Origin of the sequence: Pseudomonas sp. 43mfcvi1.1, assembly GCF_900115935.1 — a bacterium.
Lineage (GTDB): Bacteria > Pseudomonadota > Gammaproteobacteria > Pseudomonadales > Pseudomonadaceae > Aquipseudomonas > Aquipseudomonas bijieensis.
The window spans coordinates 47,867-65,776 of the sequence record NZ_UETT01000009.1; the positions used below are offsets into that span (position 1 = coordinate 47,867).

Here is a 17,910-nt window from a genome sequence, read left to right on the forward strand (position 1 = left end):
CTGCGAAGCGGCCCCAAAACCAGCCCTCTCGAAACAACTGACCCACCGAGGTGCTGGCCATTGGGGCTGCTGTGCAGCCCAGCGGGAGCAAGCTCCCTCGCCACAGGGTTTTGCATGAGCCTGAGTGGCTCATCTTTTACCCATGGTTTTTCACAAGGAACCCCTGCGATGTCCCTGCATCCGGAACTCAACGCCTTCCTCGACCTGGCCGAAGAAAGCCAGGCCGAGGGCCCCGGGCCGTTTCACCTGTCGACGCCGGCCCAGGCCCGCGAGGCGTTCGAGCGTACCACCGGGCAATTGCGCTGGAACGCTCCGGCGGATGTGCAGTGCGCCGCTCACGCATTCACCGCCCGTGACGGTGCGCCGCTGACCCTGCGTCTGTATCGTCCGGCCACGGCTGCGGCCCAGGTGTTGCCGGTGCTGGTGTACTTTCACGGCGGCGGCTATGTGGTCGGCAGCCTGGACTCCCACGATGGTGTCTGCCGCGAATTCTGCGCCCGGACGCCGTGCGCGGTGTTGTCGGTGGGCTATCGCCTGGCCCCGGAACACACCTTCCCGACCCCGCTGAACGACGGCGCCGATGCCCTCGACTGGCTGGCCCGGCAGGCCCGCGCCGAGGGCCTGGACCTCAGCCGCGTGGCGTTCGGCGGCGACAGCGTCGGCGCGACACTGGCGACGGTGCTTGCGCTGCAAGCGGCCCTGGAACCCGCCTCCCTGGCGATCCAACCGTGCTTTCAGTTGCTCTGCTACCCGGTGACCGATGCGTCCACCAGCAGCCCATCCACCGAGTTGTTCGGCGAAGGGTATCTGCTGGAGAGCGAAACCCTGGAGTGGTTCTACCGGCACTACGCCAATGAGCCCAGCGATCGCCTGGACTGGCGTTTCTCGCCGTTGCTGGCACCCGGTTACCCAGGCCTGGCCCCGGCCCTGATCGCCCTGGCCGGCCATGACCCGCTGCTCGACGAAGGCCGCGCCTACGCCCGGCGCTTGCAGGAACAGGGGGTAAGCGTGGAGCTGATCGAATACACCGGCCTGATCCACGACTACCTGCGTTTGCAGAGCGTGGTGCCGGAGATTGACGAGGTGTACGCGCAATTGAGCCAAGCCTTGCGGATTGCACTCACTGCCTGAAACACCACAAAACAACTGTGGGTGGTCTCAGAATTTGCATAGGCCACAGATCCCCTGTGGGAGCGAGCTTGCTCGCGATAGCGGCAGGTCAGCCAGCACTTAAGTGCCTGATACACCGCCATCGCGAGCAAGCTCGCTCCCACAGTTGTTTTGTGGTGATTTCAGTATTTTGCAGGCACAAAAAAACCGGGCCAGGCCCGGTTTTTTTGTGTGGGGTATTGCTTAGAAGTCGTAGGTCACGTCCAGCGAGGCCACGCGTTCCTGGCCGTAGTAGCAGCCGAACGAGTAGTTGCAGTGGGACACGTATTCGCGGTCGAAGACGTTCTGCACGTTCAGGCTGGTGGTGACGCCACGCAGGCTCGAGGTGGCCTTGCCCATGTCATAGCTGATGGTGGTGTCGAACACGGTGAAGGCCGGTACGTCGAACGAGTTGGCCGCATCGCCCGGCTTGCGGCCGGTGTGGCGGGCGCCTGCGCCGAAGGTCAGGCCATTGAGGACGGCCTGGGTGAAGTGGTAGTCGACCCACAGCGTGGCGGAGAACGGAGCCTGTTGTTCGCTGCGGTTGCCCTCGTTGCCGTAGTTGTCCTTGGTGTAGAACGAGTCGAGGTAGGTGGCAGCGGCCATGACGTCGATGTTGTCGACCGTGGATTTGACTTCCAATTCAACGCCCCGTGAACGCACCTGGCCCGACTGGATCGAGTTCTGCGGATCGGCGGGGTCGGCGGTCACCAGGTTCTTCTGTTTGATCTGGAACACCGAGGCGGTAATCATCGTCTTGTCGAACGGCTGGTACTTCACGCCCACTTCGTATTGCTCGCCTTCGGTCGGCTTGAAGGCGTTGCCGCTAGCGTCCGTGCCGGTGGTCGGCAGGAAGGATTCCGAGTAGCTGATGTACGGCGCCAGGCCGAAATCGGTGACATAGGTCAGGCCCACCCGGCCGGTGAACTTGTTGTCACGCAGTGACGAGACGGTGCCCGCCAGCAGGTCCTTGTTGTCCACTTCGGCCCAGTCCTGGCGGCCACCCACGGTCAGGATCCACTTGTCCAGCTTGATCTGGTCCTGCAGGTAGACGCCGGTCTGGCGAACGGTGTTGTCCCACTTGGTGTCCAGCGTCGGGGTCACGCTGCCGGTGTCGTAGTTGTTGTTATTGCCGTACAGGTCGATCGGCGCGACGTTGTAGGCGTTGTAGCCGTCGTACTTGCGGTTGAAATGACGATAGTCCACGCCCGCCAGGGTGGTGTGTTCCAGGGCGCCGGTGTTGAATTTGTATTCCACGTTGTTATCGACGGTGTAGGCGGTGTTGTGTTGCTGCCAGTCGAGTTTTACGCGGTTGGCCTGGGTCTGGTCAGTCACGCCACCGGTGGTGACGAAGCTGCGCAGGTAGAACCCCCGGTACTGGTCACGCACGTCGGTGTAGCGCGCCGTGGAGCGGAATTTCAGGTCATCGGTGAGGTTGTGGCTGAAGTCGTAGCCCAGGATGAACTGGTCACGCTTGTAGTCGTTCCACCGCGTATCGCCGGAGAAAAAGTCCCGGTCGATCCGCTGGCCGTTGGGGCCGCGCTCCAGGGAGCCGATCCTCGGCAGCGCCTGGTAGTCCTCCAGGCCGTCGTCGCGCTGGATCTGCGCCAGCACGGTCAGCGAGGTGTCTTCGTTGGGCGCCCAGGTCAGGCTCGGCGCCAGCAGCATGCGTTCGCTGTGGGTGTGATCGACCTGTTGGTTGCCTTTTTTCGCCACGCCGATGACGCGATAACTGAATTCCTTCTGGTCGTCGATCGGGCCGCTGGTGTCGAACGCGCCGTTGACCCGGCTGTAGCTGCCCGCGCCCAGCTTGATCTGGCTGCGCTGTTCCGTGGTCGGGCGCTTGGAGACCATGTTGATCAGGCCGCCGGGCTGGTTCTGCCCGTACAGCACCGACGAGGGGCCCTTGAGCACTTCGATGCGTTCCAGGGTGTACGGGTCGATTTGCGGCGCGCCGCCGAGGCTGCCGGCGTAGGGCAGGTAGGCCCCATCGAGGTACAGCGGCGTGGGCGAGAATCCCCGGCTGGTGATTTCGTCGGCGATGGCGTTGCGGTCGGTGAAGCCGCCGGTGTTCAGCCCCGGCGTGTAGCGCAGGGCCTGGGTCAGGTTGCGTGCGCCCTGGGTGGCGACCTGCTCGGCGGTGACCACGTTGATGGTCTGCGGGATCTCCAGGATCGGCGTGTCGGTCTTGGTGCCGGTGGCGCTGCGGGTGGCGACGTAACCGTCCACCGGACCGTAGGCGGACTCCACGGATTTACCGGTGATGGTGGTGGCGCCCAGTTCCAGCGAGTCGCCCGCCGTCCTGGCGCGCACGCTGGCCGTGTTGCCTTGAATGGTGAACATGACGCCGGTCCCCACCAGCATCTGCGACAACGCTTGGGCCGGCGACAACCGGCCGCTGACCGGCTGGCTGCGCAGGCCCTGGACATCGTTGGCGCTGTAGAGCACTTGCATGTTCGATTGATTGCTCAACGCCTGCAGGGCACTGGCCAGCGACTGCGCCGGAATATTGAGGTCGACTTCCTGTGCCTGGACCTGCGCGCTGAACGGCATGGCCAGTGCCAGGCTGAACGCGGTGGCGCTGAAGCCTGGTTGCAGCAGGCGGCGCATGATCAGTGCCTTGGTAAAACGTGGAATCCCCGGAGTTGCTGGCATGTGTTTCACTCTTGCAGGTTTTAGTTTTAATAGGGGTGTAGTTGTTATCAATTCTTAATTAGGACGCACGACCCCGGAAAAACCAGAATGAGAATCGTGATTATTTACGCGGATTGCAATTCGGTGATGACGCGGCCGGCTTCCATGCGCACCAATTGGTCGGCCACGTTGAAGTAACGGTCGTCGTGGGAAATCACGATGATGGTCTTGCCCAGGCGCTTGAGGTCCGGCAGCAGCTCGGTGTAGAAAATCCGCCGGAAGGTCGGGTCCTGGTCGGCGGCCCATTCGTCGAAGACCAGCACCGGGCGTTCTTCCAGCCACGCATTGACCAGTGCCAGGCGCTTGCGTTGGCCGGTGGACAGGTCGGTGGTGGTGAAGGCGCCGTCGCGCACGCTGACCTTGTGGGCGATCTCCAGGCGTTGCAGGTATTGGTTGGCGTCGTCCGGGATATGGGTGTCGCCCTGGACGATGTCGTCGAACAGGTAGTAGTCGGCGAAAATCGTCGTGAACAACTGTCGATAGTCGTCGCGGGTCACGGCCGTCACCACGTGGTCGTTGAGGCGGATTTCCCCTTGCTGCGGCGCGTACAGGCCCAACAGCAGCTTGATCAGCGTGGTCTTGCCACAGCCGTTTTCACCGACGATGAACACGATGTCGCCCTGGTCGATCTTCAGGTTCACCGGCCCCAGGCGGAACGGCGTGGCGCCTTCCGCCGCCGGGAAGCTGTAGGCCACATTGCTCAGCTCCAGGGTCTGCACCGGGGTTTTCGGCTGGCCCTGGTCATTGAGCAGCAGGTGCGGTTCAGGGGATGAAAACTGCTCCGACAACTCGGCGATGCGGCGAAAGGCGATCTGCGCACGGCTGACGATCGGCAGGGTGCCGATCAGGTGCTCCAGTGGGCCTTTCATGTACAGCAACACCAGCACGAAACCGCTCATCACCGCTTTGTCGGCGCTCGGCCACAGCGATTGCAGGGCCAGGGCCAGGCCGATCACCACGAAGAACAGCATCGAGCCGAAGGTCTTGGCGATCACGAAGATGTTCACCGAGCGGATCTGCGTGTCGCAGATCTTGTCGGCGGTGTGCTCGATGCCTGAGACGAACATGCGTTGCCGACGGGGGCGATGGATACGCAGTTCCTTGGCGCCTTCGGCGATGGCGTTGTAGTGCTTCTGCAATTCGTCCTCGGAGTCGCGAGCCTCCATGAAACCCTTGATCCCACGACCGCGGGCGATGTACTGCACCACGGTACCGATGACAATCGCCACGACCATCATCAGGAACATCGGCCACGACAGCATGGCCAGGTAACCCATGCACCCGAGGGTGACGGTCAGGGAGATGGCGAGAGGGGCGAAGGCGAAGGCGAAATCGCTGATGGTGTCGACGTCGTGGGTCAGCACCGGGATCAGGCGATGGCTGCGGTAGCGTTCGATCTGCTGGATGGGCGCCGAGAGGACTTTTTCCCCCAGCTCCTTGCGCAGTTTGGCGATGATCTTCTGGCCGACGTAGTTGGTGCCGATGTCGGAACAGATGGAGCTGACCAGGGCCAGCAGGCACAACCCGGCGAACACGCCCACCACGGTGTGGCTCAACCCGCCTTCGGCGTGCAGCACCTGGTTGATGGTCGCCAGCAGCACGGTCACGCTCAGGCCACCGACCATGCCCAGCAGGATGGCGCCGATGACAATCAGCCGGAAGGGTTTGAGCAGGGTGAACAATTCATTGATCACCCCGCGTTTTGGTTGGCTCATGGAGGTTTCCCTGCTAGATGAAAAGGGCGAAGGCCATCGCGGGGCATTCACCGCATGGCTGGAGGACGGCGGCACGCCGGGTTGGGGCGCGCCCACCTGTAGAACGATTGAGAGGAAAGGGCATTTAGTGAGGAACCGTCTGACACACATTATTGTGGCGAGGGAGCTTGCTCCCGCTCGGTTGCGCAGCGACCGCAAAATCTTGGAGCCGCTGCGCAGCCCAGCGGGAGCAAGCTCCCTCGCCACAAAAGCTTGTCTGTGTCCGGCAGGTTGATTTACATATCCCGCGCCACCCGAAAACCAATCCAGTCCCCCCGATTATCCGGCACCAGCGCGTTGCGGTTGCCGGAGCGGGAGAACACCGGCGCCTCGCCCCAGTCGTTGCCGCGGATGCGCTTGAACTCGCACTTGCCGGTCAGCCAGGCGCTGCCGTCGCTCGGGGCGCCCACATAGTTTTCGTTGTAGCAATCGGCGGTCCATTCGTAGATGTTGCCGTGCATGTCGTACACGCCGAAGGCGTTGGGCGGGAAACTGCCGGCCGGGGCGGTGAAGTTGTAGCCGTCGGCCGCGCCGTAGGTGTTGGCGTGCTGGGCGATGCTGTAGGCCTTGCCTTCATCGAACGGGAAGGGGAACGGCCCGGTGCTGCCGCCGCGTGCCGCGTATTCGCGCAGGGACTCGCTGACCAGCCGATACGGTTTGCCAGTCTTTTTCGACAACCACGCCACGTAGGCATTGGCCTCGGCGAAATCCATGCACACCGCCGGGTGCCGGTCGGTGTACTGCTTGCGCGGGTCGCTGCCCTGGTAGTCCGGGATGCCGGCCTTGCACGCCCGACCGGGGCGCTCATCGCCGTCGGGCATGGTGTAGCCGGTGTCGCGCAGGTAGGCGAACCATTCGCCCTTGAGTACCTGGAAGCGACTGATCGCCAGCGGCTTGGCAAACGTCACCGGGTGCAGCGGGCCTTCGTCGGGTTCGCGGCCCACTTCGTCGTCCGGGGTGCCCATCTGGAAGGTGCCGGTGGGCAGTACGACCATTTCCGGGCAGTCCTTGCAGTCGCGGAAAACCTGGCCCGGTTGCGACGCCTGGGCGCCGGAGGGCAGCAGGGCGGCGAGGGCCAATGCCGGGAAAAACTTCAGCGAAAAACTGTTCATCCATCTCTCTCGATAAGGTCAAAAAGGTTCGGCTCAGAGCGTTTTGCCCAGCAACCCCATGAAGCGATCGATCTCGGCTTCGGTGTTGAGCAGCCCCGGTGCGGTACGGACCACCGGCCCGGCGTCGCGATGCACGGCGTCGGCGATCACCCGGTTCTTCATCAGGTAGGCGGCGATCTCGTCGCTGTCGCGACCCTTGACCCGGAAGAAGGTGAAACCGGCGGACAGCTCCGGGCTCAGGGGCGTGACCAGTTCGATCTGCGGCTGTGCCACCAATTGCTTTTTCAGGTAGCTGTTGAGGGCATGGATGCGTGCCTGCACCTCGGCCTTGCCCAGTTGCAGGTGCAACTTGAACGCCTCGTCGGCCGCCCAGCGATGCTCGAAAGCGTGGTAGCCCCCCGGGGTCATGACGGTGGAAAACGCCGTGGCTTCGGAGAAGGTCGGGATGATCGGCGTGACGTACTTGAGCGCTTCGCTGCGGCTGCACACCAGGCCCGTGCCGCGCGGGCCGAACATCCACTTGTGGGTGCCAGCGATGAAAAAGTCGCAATTCATGGCGGGGAAGCTGAGGTCTTCGACGCCGAAACCGTGCACGCCGTCCACCACAAAAATGATCCGCTGCTCATCGCTGCGGCCCTGGTTGTGCTTGTCCACCAGGGCGCCGATCTTGTCGATCGGCAGCTTCACGCCGCTGCCCGAGTGCACCCAGGTCATGCCCAGCACCCGGGTTCCGGGGCGGATGTTGCGGTCGATGGCCGTGAGGATCTGCTCATGGCTGGCGTCGTGGGCGTTCTCGAACAGCTTGATCTTGCGCACCCGTGTCCCCGTCCTTTGGGTGCGCAGGTCGAGGATGGTGTGGGTGGCGTAGTGTTCGTGGGCGGTGGTGAGGATTTCCTGGTCGGCCGCCACGTGGACGCCGCCGTAGATGATCGACAAACCTTCGGTGGTGCTGCCGGTGAGGGCGATCTGCTTCGGCGTCGCTTGCAGGTAGCGGCCGGCCCAGGTGCGGACGTTTTCCTCGCGTTCTTCGGTGACGCCCAGATCCCAGTCCATCAACAGCCCCGGGTTTTTATCCAGGGCGGCGCGGTGCCGCTCGATGGCCTCGCGCACCGGGCGCGGGTGGGTGGTGATCAGGAAGTTGGAGAAGTGCAGGTAGTCCGGGTCCTGGTTGAACAGTGAGCGTAGTTGCGCCCATTTATCCCTGGGCAGTGGCGGCAGAGAATCGGCGCTGGCCGTGGCGGGCAGGTTGGCGGCGAGCGGCAGGCCCGCGGCGAGGATCCCGGCCTGCTTGAGGAAGGTACGACGCTCATTCATGGTTGGGCCGCCTTCTGGATCGAGACGACAGCGGGGCGGGCGGCTTTCTGGACCTGATCCCAGACTCGCAGGAAATTGCCGCCCCACAGTTTGGCGATGTCGGCTTCGGAGTAGCCGCGGGTCAGCAATTCGGCGGTGACGTTGCGGATGTCGCCGACGTTCTCCCAGCCTTTCACACCGCCGCCTTCGTTGAAGTCCGAGCTGATGCCGACGTGGTCGATGCCGATCTTGCGCACGGTGTAGTCGATGGCGTCCCCCAGGTCCTTGAGGCTGGCCTTGGGTTCTTCTTCGAGGATGGCGTAGAGCTGGCCGGCGTATTCGCCAAACCTCTGTTCCGGCCAGGCGGCGATGATCGGGTCGCCGGGCATCAGCGCCATCGCCAGGTTGGGCAGTGGCGGCAGGTCGAAGCGTTCGCGCAGGGCGTTGAGTCTGTCCTGGGTCTTTTGCGTCAGCGGGCGCAGGTATTGGGAGAAGCCGACGATCTGTACCACGCCGCCGCTGGCCTTGATCAGTTGCAGTTCCTTGTCGCTGAGGTTGCGCGGGATGTCGACCATCGCCCGTGGCGCCGAATGGGAGGCCACCAGGGGCGTGCGGCTCAGTTGCGCGACTTGCTCCAGGGCCTGGGTCGACATCTGCGACACGTCGATGATCACGCCCAGGTCGTTCAGGCGCGTCACCGCTTGCTTGCCGATGTCCGACAGGCCGCCCAGGGCGTCGGGCGAATCGTTGAAGAACGGCAGTGGGCGCGAGGAGTCGGCCCAGTCGTTGTTGCCGATGTAGCTGAAGCCGAACATGCGCATGCCCCGCGCCGTCCACAGGTCCAGCAGGTTCAGGTCGTGGCCCAGGGGGTAGGCGTTGAGCATGCTGATGAAGATCGCGAACTTGCCTTCCCCGTGCAGGCGGCGGAAATCATCCGGGGTGTAGGCGATGGCGACCTGGTTGGGGAAGTCCCGGACCAGGCCGGTGATGATCTTGTAGCGCACTTCCTGCTGGTTGCGCGCTTCCTCGACAAAACCGGCGGTGGGCTTGTGCGGGGCGTTGGGGCCGTTCCACAACTCCGGCCAGCCGAACACCGTCAGCGCCGCGCCGGACAGGTGGCCGCGATTGGCTTTCACCAGGTCGAACTGGCCGCTGCCGTCCTTGTCGGCTTCATTGCCGGCGGTGCCGAAGTCCAGCGGCACGGTGATGTGGCTGTCGAAGGACAGCAGGCGTTCGTGCAGTTCCCTGGCTTCTTTCATCACTTTGACCGGGTAGCCGGGGTTGTCCCGCCACCAGTGGTCCCAGGCCGCCAGGCCGCCACCCACGGCCAGCGCCAGGGCCAGGGGCACGCCAATGAAAAGAGCCTTTTTCGAACGAGGTGTTGTCATTGCCGATCTCAGTCAGGTTCGCCTTGGAAGGACAGGCGCGGGGGCCTTTGCTATCTGGGGAGAACGAGTGATCGGGCGGGAAATTTAGGTGCGCTCGGGGCCGCCATCGCGAGCAAGCTCGCTCCCACATTGGAACGCGGTCAACCTGTGGGAGCGAGCCTGCTCGCGATGAGGCCCTCACAGCTCGCCTATAAATTTGTCAGCCCACCCCTCGTTCTAGCTTGGATAAAGCCCGCTCCAGGGCTGGACACAGGTAAGGCAATGACGATTTCTCGACGATGGTTCATGGCAGGCCTGGCGCTGACCGGTGCCGCCGTGCCTGCGGTGTATTACGGGCATCGCGAACTGACCCGGCCGGACCCGACCATTACCCCCGGCGAGGCGTCGTTCGACGTGGCCGACGTGGCGGGCCAGCGCCGGGCCGATACGTTGCGGGGCATCTGGACGATCCGTTTCACCGGCCGCGACGCTGGTCTCGACGGCTTGCCCCAGGACGATCTGCAGCTTTTCCTCGATATTGGCCAAAGGGGCCGTGGCCTGGTGGGTTACCTCGACAGCGCCGAACGTTTGCGCGCTGCCGAGGAGCCGCGTTACCGGGTGTTGGGCGACCTGGCCGGAACCGATCCGAAGCAACTGAGCTGGCGGCTGATGGGGGCGCAGCACGACGCGCCGGACTATGAATGCATCATGACCCTGGACGAAGTCTGGGCCGGTTTTGGCAATGCCGGCAGCGCCACCCTCAGCGGTCGGGTATTGCGCCTGGACCGTCCCTTGGCGTCGCCTGAACTGGACAATCATTTCATCGCCGTCAAGCAGCGCTTCCCCGAGGCCCGGGAGCGCACGCCGTTGAGCCCGGCACTGCTGGCCTGGCTGGTGTCGCCCGAGCATCGGCTGTTCCACCAGCTCTGGCACGCCTCGCGGGACAAATGGCACACCCTGGACGAGGACAAGCGCAATGCCCTGCGTGGCATCGGCTGGCAGCCCGGCCCACGGAACCAGGAGCGCGATGCCCGCGGGCCGCGCAAGGATCGCAATGGCTCGGGCGTGGACTTCTTTTTCATGCACCGGCACATGCTCGGCACGGCCCGTTCGTTCCAGCCGCTGCCGTCGTGGCCACGCTTCCCCTTGCCGCAACCGGAGCTGGAGCGCGATCGCCTTGGCTTCGCCCGTTACCTCGATAACCACGATGGCACGGCCTTGCCGCCGACCTGGCTGGCCGATGGCGACGAGCAGTACGCTCAGTGGGTCAGCGACATCAAGACCGCCGAGACCTACCACAGCAATTTCCAGGTCTGGGAATCGCGCTACCGCGACCCGCGCTACCTGGCGAAACTGACCCTGGGCCAGTTTGGCTCGGAAGTGGAATTGGGCCTGCACGACTGGCTGCACATGCGCTGGGCCTCGGTGCCGCGTGATCCGTCCAACGGCCACCCGGTGCCGTTCGCCCGCGACCCGGCGGACTTCGCCCAGCGTTGGTACGCCCCGGAGAATGACTTTCTCGGCGATCCGTTTTCTTCCCACGTGAACCCGGTGTTCTGGGCCTTCCACGGCTGGATCGACGACCGCCTCGAAGACTGGTTCCGCGCCCATGAACGCTTCCATCCGGGGGAAGTGAGCCGGCTCGAGGTCAACGGCGTGCCCTGGTTCGCCCCGGGCCGCTGGGTCGAAATCGCCGACCCCTGGCTGGGCCCGGACACCCACGGGTGCAGCACCACGCCGGGGCTGCAGCTCGGACGCTCGGTGGAGATGGACCCGGAAACCATGAAACTGGCCCTGCGCATCACCTTCGGCAGCGATGACAAGAAGCTCGCCGAACTGTTTCGCCGTGTGCCGCAACGGCCGTGGTATGCGCGCAATCTCAAGTCCAAGCCGGTGTGAGCTCTGGCCCGAACTGACCGAACCTGGGCTGTGTGAATGACTGCTTTTGTGGCGAGGGAGCTTGCTCCCGCTGGGCTGCGAAGCGGCCCCAAAACCAGCCCCCTCCAAACACCTGACCCACCGAGGAGCCAGCCATTGGGGGCTGCTGCGCAGCCCAGCGGGAGCAAGCTCCCTCGCCACAGGTGTCACTTGGCTTGAGGTTAGTGTGAGGCGTCAGCGCGGCGCAGCGATGTCCAGGGCGCGGTTTGCCAGCAGTTCACTCAGCTCGACCATCTGCTGGATCCCCAAGGCGAAACTCCGTCGTGCGCCTTCCAGATCAAAGGCCAGTTCGTTGGCCATGACATTGACTGACGCAAGGGTTTCGCTGAGGTTGGCCAGCAAGCATTCCAAGTCCGCACTCTCTGCAACGGTGAACAACTGGCCCGGTGGTGGAGTAGGTTTTTCAGGCTTGAGGTCGAGGTAGTAGGAGAGGGCGCGGTCGGCGGCTTCGTCGAGTTTTTTGGAATCGTCTTCGGGGGGGTTGGGGGTGATCTTGAACATGGTGCAGCTCCTGATTATTCAAAGGGCGCTGCCAGACATCACTTGCAGATGATGGGGTGGCAGCTATGCGCGGGTCTGCAAGACCGGGAAACCAGGAACCCGGCAGACCCGAAGGTCTCCCGCACACAGCCGCCATAAAACGAACACGAACGTGTCGATTGGCTTCGGCTATGCGCCTGGTATTCGTCGGGCTTGCAGACCCGATCACTGATGAGCAGTGACGGGGAACAAGTTATCGATGGGGTGCCAGGCGCACAAGCCGGCGGATTCTGGCGTAGTTGTAGGCAATGACGCAAGGCAACGTAGCCTCACTCGGGGGTCCTACATGGCCCGATAAACAGAACCAAAGCCGAACACTATTTGTGGCTAGGAGATTTATCTGTGGGAGCAAGGCTTGCCCGCGATGCAGGCACCTCGGTCCTCGGAAACCGTGTCGTCTGCATCGCGGGCAAGCCTTGCTCCCACAGGAGATAACCCTAGCCACAATGTATTACTTGGCTTGAAGGTGGGTTTGGGGCTTACATCACCCGCCAACCCCCACCCAACGCCCTGTACAACGCCACGCTCGCCTGCACCCGCGCCAATCTCAGTTGCACGTTCATATCCTGGGCGGCGTATAGGGTGCGTTGGGTTTCCAGCACGGTGAGCAGGTCTTCGGCGCCGGCCTGGTAGCGGCGTTGGGCGATGTCGAAGGCGGTCTGGGCCTGGTGCAGTTCTTCGCTTTGCCATTGCCGTTGGCGGTCCAGGCCGTTGATGCCGTTCAGGGCTTTTTCGACGTCGGCGAAGCCGTTGATGATGGCGGCGCGGTAGAGTTCCAGCAGTTCCTCTTGGCGGGCGGTGGCCCTGTCTCGTTCGGCCCTCAGGCGGCCGTTGTTGAAGATCGGCGCGGCCAGGCCGGCCGTGAGGTTGTAGACGTTGTTGCGCAGCAACTGGTCGGCGATGTCGGCGCCGGTGGCGAGGCTCAGGCCCAGGGTCACGGTGGGCAACATGGCGGCGCGGGCCACGGTGATGTCGGCCTGGGCGGCGGCGAGGCGGGCTTCGGCGGCGGCGATGTCCGGGCGACGGCGCAGCAGTTCGCTGGGCACACCGGCGTCGATGGCGGGCCAGTGCAAGCGGTCGAAACTGTCGTCGTCGAGCTTGACCGACTGCACCGGTTGCCCCAGCAGCGTCGCCAGGGTGATCACCGCTTCCCGGGCCTGTTGCTGCACTTGGGGCACGCGGCGCTGCTGGGCCGCCACCAGGCTTTTTTGCTGGGACAGTTCCAGGGCCGTGGCGCTGCCGGCGTCGTAGCGGGTCTGCACCAGGTCGAGTACGCGTTGGGCGTTGTCCAGGTTCTGTTCGGCAATGCGCTGTTGCTCGCGCAGGGATAGCGCCTGGGTGTAGCTGTTGGCGACGCCGCTGAGCAGGGTCAATTCCACGGTCGCCCGGTCGAGCTGACTGGCTGCCAGCGTGCTTAGCGCACTGTCCCGAGCCGCCCGCTTGCCGCCCCAGAAATCCAGCTCATAGGTGGCGCTGAGGTTGGCGTCGTAGTAATCGATGGTGCGGTTGTCCCGGTCGACGTCCAGTTGGCTATAGCCTTTGCCGCGCAACAGCTCCTGGCGATTGCCGTTGAGCCCGGCCGTGACCGCTGGCAGCAACGGCGCGCCGGCGATCACCGCGCTGGCCTGGGCCTGGCGCACCCGGGCCATGGCGGCGGCCAGGTCGTGGCTGTCCCGGCGCGCCTGTTCGATCAAGCGGGTCAATGGCGGGCTGCCGAAGTGTGTCCACCATTGCTGGTTATCCGCTCGGGCGCTGGGTGTGTCGAGGGACTGCCAGGCCGCTGGCGGCTGGATGCCGCTGTCCGGCGGCGACGCAGGGGTGGCGCAGGCGGCCAGCAACAGGCTGGCAGCCAGGAGGGTCAGGTGCGCTTTCATAGGGTGGGGTTCATTCACTGGTGAGGGCCGCGACCGGGTCGAGGCGGGCGGCCTTGCGGGCGGGCATGAAGCCGAAGACGACGCCGGTGACCAGGGCGCAGCCGAAGGCGCCGAACACCGCCAGCCATTCGAAGGCCACGGCGATCTTGCCCAGCAGCAAGGCGCCGCCCACCAGCAGGGCCAGGCCGATACCGGCGAGCCCGCCGACCACCGAGAGCATCACCGCTTCGGTGAGGAATTGGCGCAGGATGTCGCGCTGGCGAGCGCCGGTGGCCATGCGAATGCCGATCTCGCGGGTCCGTTCGCGCACGGTCATGAGCATGATGTTCATCACGCCGATGCCGCCCACCAACAGCGAAATCGCCGCAATGGCCCCGAGCATCAGCGACAGTGTGCCCTGGGTGCGGGCCTCGGCCTGGATCATCGCGGCGTTGTTGGTCAGTTCGAAGTCCTGCTTGCCGTTGTGCAGACGCAACAGGGTGCGGGAGACCGCCTGTTCGGCCTCCTTGACCTTGCCCGCATCCCGGGCGGCGATCACCACGTACTCGGGGTGACGGGTGCCGAACAGCCGCACACTGGCGGCGGAATAAGGGATGGCGACGCGATTGTCGGCGTCCGAATCCCCGGAGCTGGCGCCTTTTTCCGCCAGTACGCCGACCACCTGGAACGGCATGTTCTCGATCAGGATGTAGCGGCCGATGGGGTCGGAAACATCCTTGAGCAGTTTCTGCCGGACCTTGTGGCCGATCACCGCCACCGCCGCGGCGCCGCGTTCATCGGCGTCGGTAAAGTAACTGCCCTCGGCCACCGGCCAATTGAAAATGGTCGGAAAATTGGTGTCATTGCCGCCGACGTAGCTGGTGTGATCGAGGTTGCCGAAACGCACGCTGGCTTCGGCGCCGTTGACCGGCATGATGCGCTGTACCTCGGGCAGGTCGGCGAGGGCGGCCAGGTCGTATTCGCTGATGATGCCCTTGGCGGCGCGCGGTGCGGGTGCGCTGCCATTGAGGTAGATGATGTTCGAGCCGAACGCGCCCATCTGGGCCATGACCTGGCGCTTGCTGCCTTCGCCCACGGCCAGCATCACCACCACCGAGGCCACGCCGATGACAATGCCGAGCAAGGTCAGGGCGGTGCGAAAACGATTGATCCACATCACCCGCCATGCCGCCTGCACCGCGTCCACCAGCTCACCTTTCCAGGCGCCGTTGTGTTCGCTGCCGGCGCTCAGGCGTTGGCGCAGATCCACCGCTTGCAGTGCCTTTGGGTTGGCTCGCCCGTCGTGGGGCAAAGCGCTGGCGCTGTCGCTGATGATCAGTCCGTCGCGGATCTCGATGATGCGCTTGGCCCGGGCCGCCACTTCGCGGTCGTGGGTGATCAGGATGACTACGTGGCCCTGGCTCGCCAATTCGTCGAGCAACGCCATGACCTCGGTGCCACTCTGGCTGTCGAGGGCACCGGTGGGTTCGTCGGCGAGGATGATGTGGCCGCCGTTCATCAAGGCCCGGGCAATCGACACCCGTTGCTGCTGGCCGCCGGACAACTGGTGCGGACGATTGCCGGTGCGGCTGGCCAGGCCAAGACGGTCGAGCAGGGCGCTGGCCCGGGCGTGGCGTTCGGCGGCGGAAGTGCCGGCGTAGATGGCCGGCATCTCGACGTTCTCCTGGGCCGTGCCGGAGGGGATCAGGTGATAGCCCTGGAACACGAAGCCGAAGGCCTCGCGCCGCAGCCAGGCCAGTTCGTCGCTGCCCAGGCCTGCGACGTCTTCCCCGGCGAAACGGTACTCGCCGCGGGTGGGGCGGTCGAGGCAGCCGAGGACGTTCATCAGGGTCGATTTACCGGAGCCGGACGCCCCGACAATCGCCAGGAATTCCCCGGCGTGAATGGACAGATCGATGCCGCGCAGCACCTCCACCCGAGGGCTGTCGCCACCGCCGTAGGCCTTGCGAATGTCCCGCAGTTCGATCAGGGGCGTGTTCATTCAGCCTCCGCTGCCGACGGCCGGGCCGATCAGCACCCGCTCGCCCTCATTCAGGCCGTCGACGATCTGGGTGCGCAGCCGATCGCTGACGCCGGTGCGAACGGTGCGCGGCTGGACGTCGCCATTGTCGGCCAGCACCCGTACCTGGCCGGCGTCCCGCAGGGCAGCGATGGGCACGGTCAGCACGTCCTTGGCCTGGGCGGCGACGAAAAATACCTGGGCGGTCATGTCGGTCATCAGCGCGCGGTCGGCGTTGTCGACGTCGAGCAACACGGTGTAGAGCACCACCCGCTCGCTGCCGCTGCGCCCGCTCGTGGGGCTGCCGCCCTGGCTGGCCTCCAGCGGGCGTGGCGGCACCGGGAGGATCTGGCGAACGGTGCTGCTCCAGCGCCGGCCGCCGCCGGCCAGGGTGGTGAAATAGGCGGTCATGCCCGGTTTGACGTGGCCGATGTCGGCTTCCGAGACTTCGGCCCAGACCGTCATCGGCGACAGCCTTGCGATGCGCAGGATCAGCGGGGTTTGCTGCTGGGCGTTGAGGGTCTGGCCTTCCCGGGCACCGACGGCGACCACGGTGCCGCTCATCGGCGCATAGATGCGCGTGTAGCCCAGCTCGGCCTCGTCGCTGCGCAGGCTGGCCTGGGCCTGGCGGATCTGGGCCTGGAACATGTCGATGCGCGCCTGGGTCGCGCGCACTTCGGCCTGGGCGGTCTGCACGTCTTCCTCGCGGGTGGCGCCGCCGGCCTTGAGTTGCTGCTGGCGGCGGAATTTCTGCTGCGCCAGGTCGTGCTGGGCGCGCTGTTCCTGAAGCTGGGCCTTGAGGTTCTCGATCGAAAAACGCCCGGCGTCGAGCCGGGCCTTTTGCGTGGACGGGTCGATTTCCACCAGCAATTGGCCCTCACGCACTTCGTCGCCGGCTTCCACGTGAATCTTCTGGATCTGCCCGGACGCCTGGGCGCCCACATCGACATAACGCCGCGGTTGCAAAGTGCCCAGGGCGGTGACGCTGTTTTCGATATCGCCACGGGTGACGGGCGCGGTGACCAGGGGCGCCCGGCTGGGCACGACCGCTTGCCACGCGGCGAAGGCCACGGCCGGAAGCAGGGCGAAGGTGAGAAGCCAGGCGCGTCGGGTAGGGCGGGGACGTTTCATGCAGGGTTCCGGCCGGTGATATCGGGCCCGTCCCAGGAAGGGCAGGGACGGGGGGCTGTTCTGGTAGACGAGCGTTCCGGGCGGGAATTTAGCGGGTGAAACACTTGGTAGCAGGTTGGGGAAAACAGTTGAAGCGCCACAGACCCCTGTGGCGAGGGAGCTTGCTCCCGCTGGGGCGCGAAGCGGCCCTGAAACCTGAATCCCGTTTATGTCAGATTCGATGGTGTTGCCTGCCTTGGGCCTGCTGCGCAAGCCAGCGGGAGCAAGCTCCCTCGCCACAAAAGCCGCCAATAGAAAGGAACGAATCCGCTTTGATACAAACCAACGCTTTAAATCTATATGAGAATTACTATAAATTACGCGACTGAATCTGCCACTATCGTGCCATGCCCTTTTCCGGCATGCCGGGTGGCACAGGGATAGCTGTCGCAGTCATTGCGCGCGGGAGTCATGGTGGAAAACTACTATCGCGAGCTGGTGTGTTTCCTGAACGCCAGGCTTGGCAACCGCCAGGCGGCCGAGGATGTGGTGCATGACGCCTATGTGCGGGTGCTGGAGCGTGCCAGCGACACGCCCATCGAACAGCCTCGGGCATTCCTCTACCGCACGGCGCTGAACCTGGTGATCGACGGGCATCGGCGCAATACGCTGCGCCAGGTCGAATCCCTGGATGTGCTGGACAGCGAAGAACGCTTCTTCACTCCGTCGCCCCACACCAGCCTCGACCATGGCCAGCGTCTGGACATGCTGCGGCGCGCCCTGGCCGAGCTGCCACCGCTGTGCCGCGAGAGTTTCCTGCTGCGCAAGCTCGAAGGCCTGTCCCACCCGCAAATCGCCGAGCGCCTGGGCATTTCCCGAGCGCTGGTGGAAAAGCACATCGTCAACGCCATGAAGCACTGCCGCGTTCGCGTGCGACAGTGGGACGCGCCCTGATTCGATCGTCGCCGGTCACCCGGCGGTAAATTTTTTTTCATTGTCCTCGTTCCTCTCAACAGACGACTTGCCGGCGCCTCGAATGCCGGTCAGGTTCCCCAGGCTTTTCGTGCCCTGTTGAGGGGC

12 protein-coding genes are annotated in these 17,910 nt (G+C 64.5%); 3 read left to right on the forward strand and 9 right to left on the reverse strand.

All coding sequences use genetic code 11. From position 1 onward, the window contains the following. Positions 1-168 precede the first annotated feature (168 nt). On the forward strand, positions 169-1,131 hold the full coding sequence (locus DTP52_RS17895) for an alpha/beta hydrolase (RefSeq protein WP_109754553.1): 963 nt from the start codon (positions 169-171) through the stop codon (positions 1,129-1,131). Between the two features lie 222 nt (positions 1,132-1,353). On the opposite strand, the gene DTP52_RS17905 is transcribed toward DTP52_RS17895, so the two are convergent. From DTP52_RS17905 to pvdM, 5 genes are all read right to left on the reverse strand, one after another. Continuing rightward, positions 1,354-3,804 (reverse strand): TonB-dependent siderophore receptor, encoded by a 2,451-nt coding sequence (locus DTP52_RS17905; protein WP_109754554.1) that lies wholly within the window; start codon positions 3,802-3,804, stop codon positions 1,354-1,356. A gap of 104 nt (positions 3,805-3,908) precedes the next feature. Continuing rightward, positions 3,909-5,558, reverse strand: a complete 1,650-nt coding sequence (locus tag DTP52_RS17910; RefSeq protein WP_109754555.1) for a cyclic peptide export ABC transporter — start codon at positions 5,556-5,558, stop codon at positions 3,909-3,911. Positions 5,559-5,833: 275 nt separating this feature from the next. Further along, positions 5,834-6,709, reverse strand: coding sequence for a formylglycine-generating enzyme family protein (locus DTP52_RS17915; RefSeq protein ID WP_109754556.1), 876 nt, complete (start codon positions 6,707-6,709; stop codon positions 5,834-5,836). A gap of 33 nt (positions 6,710-6,742) precedes the next feature. Further along, positions 6,743-8,023, reverse strand: a complete 1,281-nt coding sequence (locus tag DTP52_RS17920; protein WP_109754557.1) for an aminotransferase class V-fold PLP-dependent enzyme — start codon at positions 8,021-8,023, stop codon at positions 6,743-6,745. Then, the gene (gene pvdM / locus DTP52_RS17925) at positions 8,020-9,390 is read right to left on the reverse strand and encodes a pyoverdine-tailoring dipeptidase-like protein PvdM (protein WP_109754558.1); all 1,371 of its coding nucleotides are present in this window, start codon (positions 9,388-9,390) and stop codon (positions 8,020-8,022) included. Before pvdM ends, DTP52_RS17920 begins: the two co-directional genes overlap by 4 nt. 261 nt (positions 9,391-9,651) lie before the next feature. Between pvdM and DTP52_RS17930 the strand changes: the two genes are divergently transcribed. Further along, on the forward strand, positions 9,652-11,268 hold the full coding sequence (locus DTP52_RS17930) for a PvdJ/PvdD/PvdP-like protein (protein WP_109754559.1): 1,617 nt from the start codon (positions 9,652-9,654) through the stop codon (positions 11,266-11,268). Positions 11,269-11,481: 213 nt separating this feature from the next. Here DTP52_RS17930 and DTP52_RS17935 read toward each other — a convergent pair whose 3' ends face one another. The 4 genes from DTP52_RS17935 to DTP52_RS17950 form a co-directional block, all read right to left on the reverse strand. Further along, complete coding sequence (locus DTP52_RS17935; RefSeq protein WP_109754560.1) at positions 11,482-11,808, reverse strand: DUF6124 family protein; 327 nt, start codon at positions 11,806-11,808, stop codon at positions 11,482-11,484. 518 nt (positions 11,809-12,326) lie between these two features. Then, positions 12,327-13,721, reverse strand: a complete 1,395-nt coding sequence (locus DTP52_RS17940) for an efflux transporter outer membrane subunit (protein ID WP_109754561.1) — start codon at positions 13,719-13,721, stop codon at positions 12,327-12,329. A gap of 10 nt (positions 13,722-13,731) precedes the next feature. Continuing rightward, the gene (locus tag DTP52_RS17945) at positions 13,732-15,702 is read right to left on the reverse strand and encodes a MacB family efflux pump subunit (RefSeq protein WP_109754562.1); all 1,971 of its coding nucleotides are present in this window, start codon (positions 15,700-15,702) and stop codon (positions 13,732-13,734) included. Continuing rightward, positions 15,703-16,851 carry an efflux RND transporter periplasmic adaptor subunit gene (locus DTP52_RS17950; RefSeq protein ID WP_109754563.1) on the reverse strand — a complete coding sequence of 383 codons (1,149 nt, stop codon included), beginning with the start codon at positions 16,849-16,851 and terminating at the stop codon, positions 15,703-15,705. A 450-nt stretch (positions 16,852-17,301) separates the two neighbouring features. Here DTP52_RS17950 and DTP52_RS17955 point away from each other — a divergent pair, with 450 nt between their 5' ends. Beyond that, the gene (locus DTP52_RS17955) at positions 17,302-17,784 is read left to right on the forward strand and encodes a sigma-70 family RNA polymerase sigma factor (RefSeq protein WP_109754564.1); all 483 of its coding nucleotides are present in this window, start codon (positions 17,302-17,304) and stop codon (positions 17,782-17,784) included. Positions 17,785-17,910: the final 126 nt, after the last annotated feature.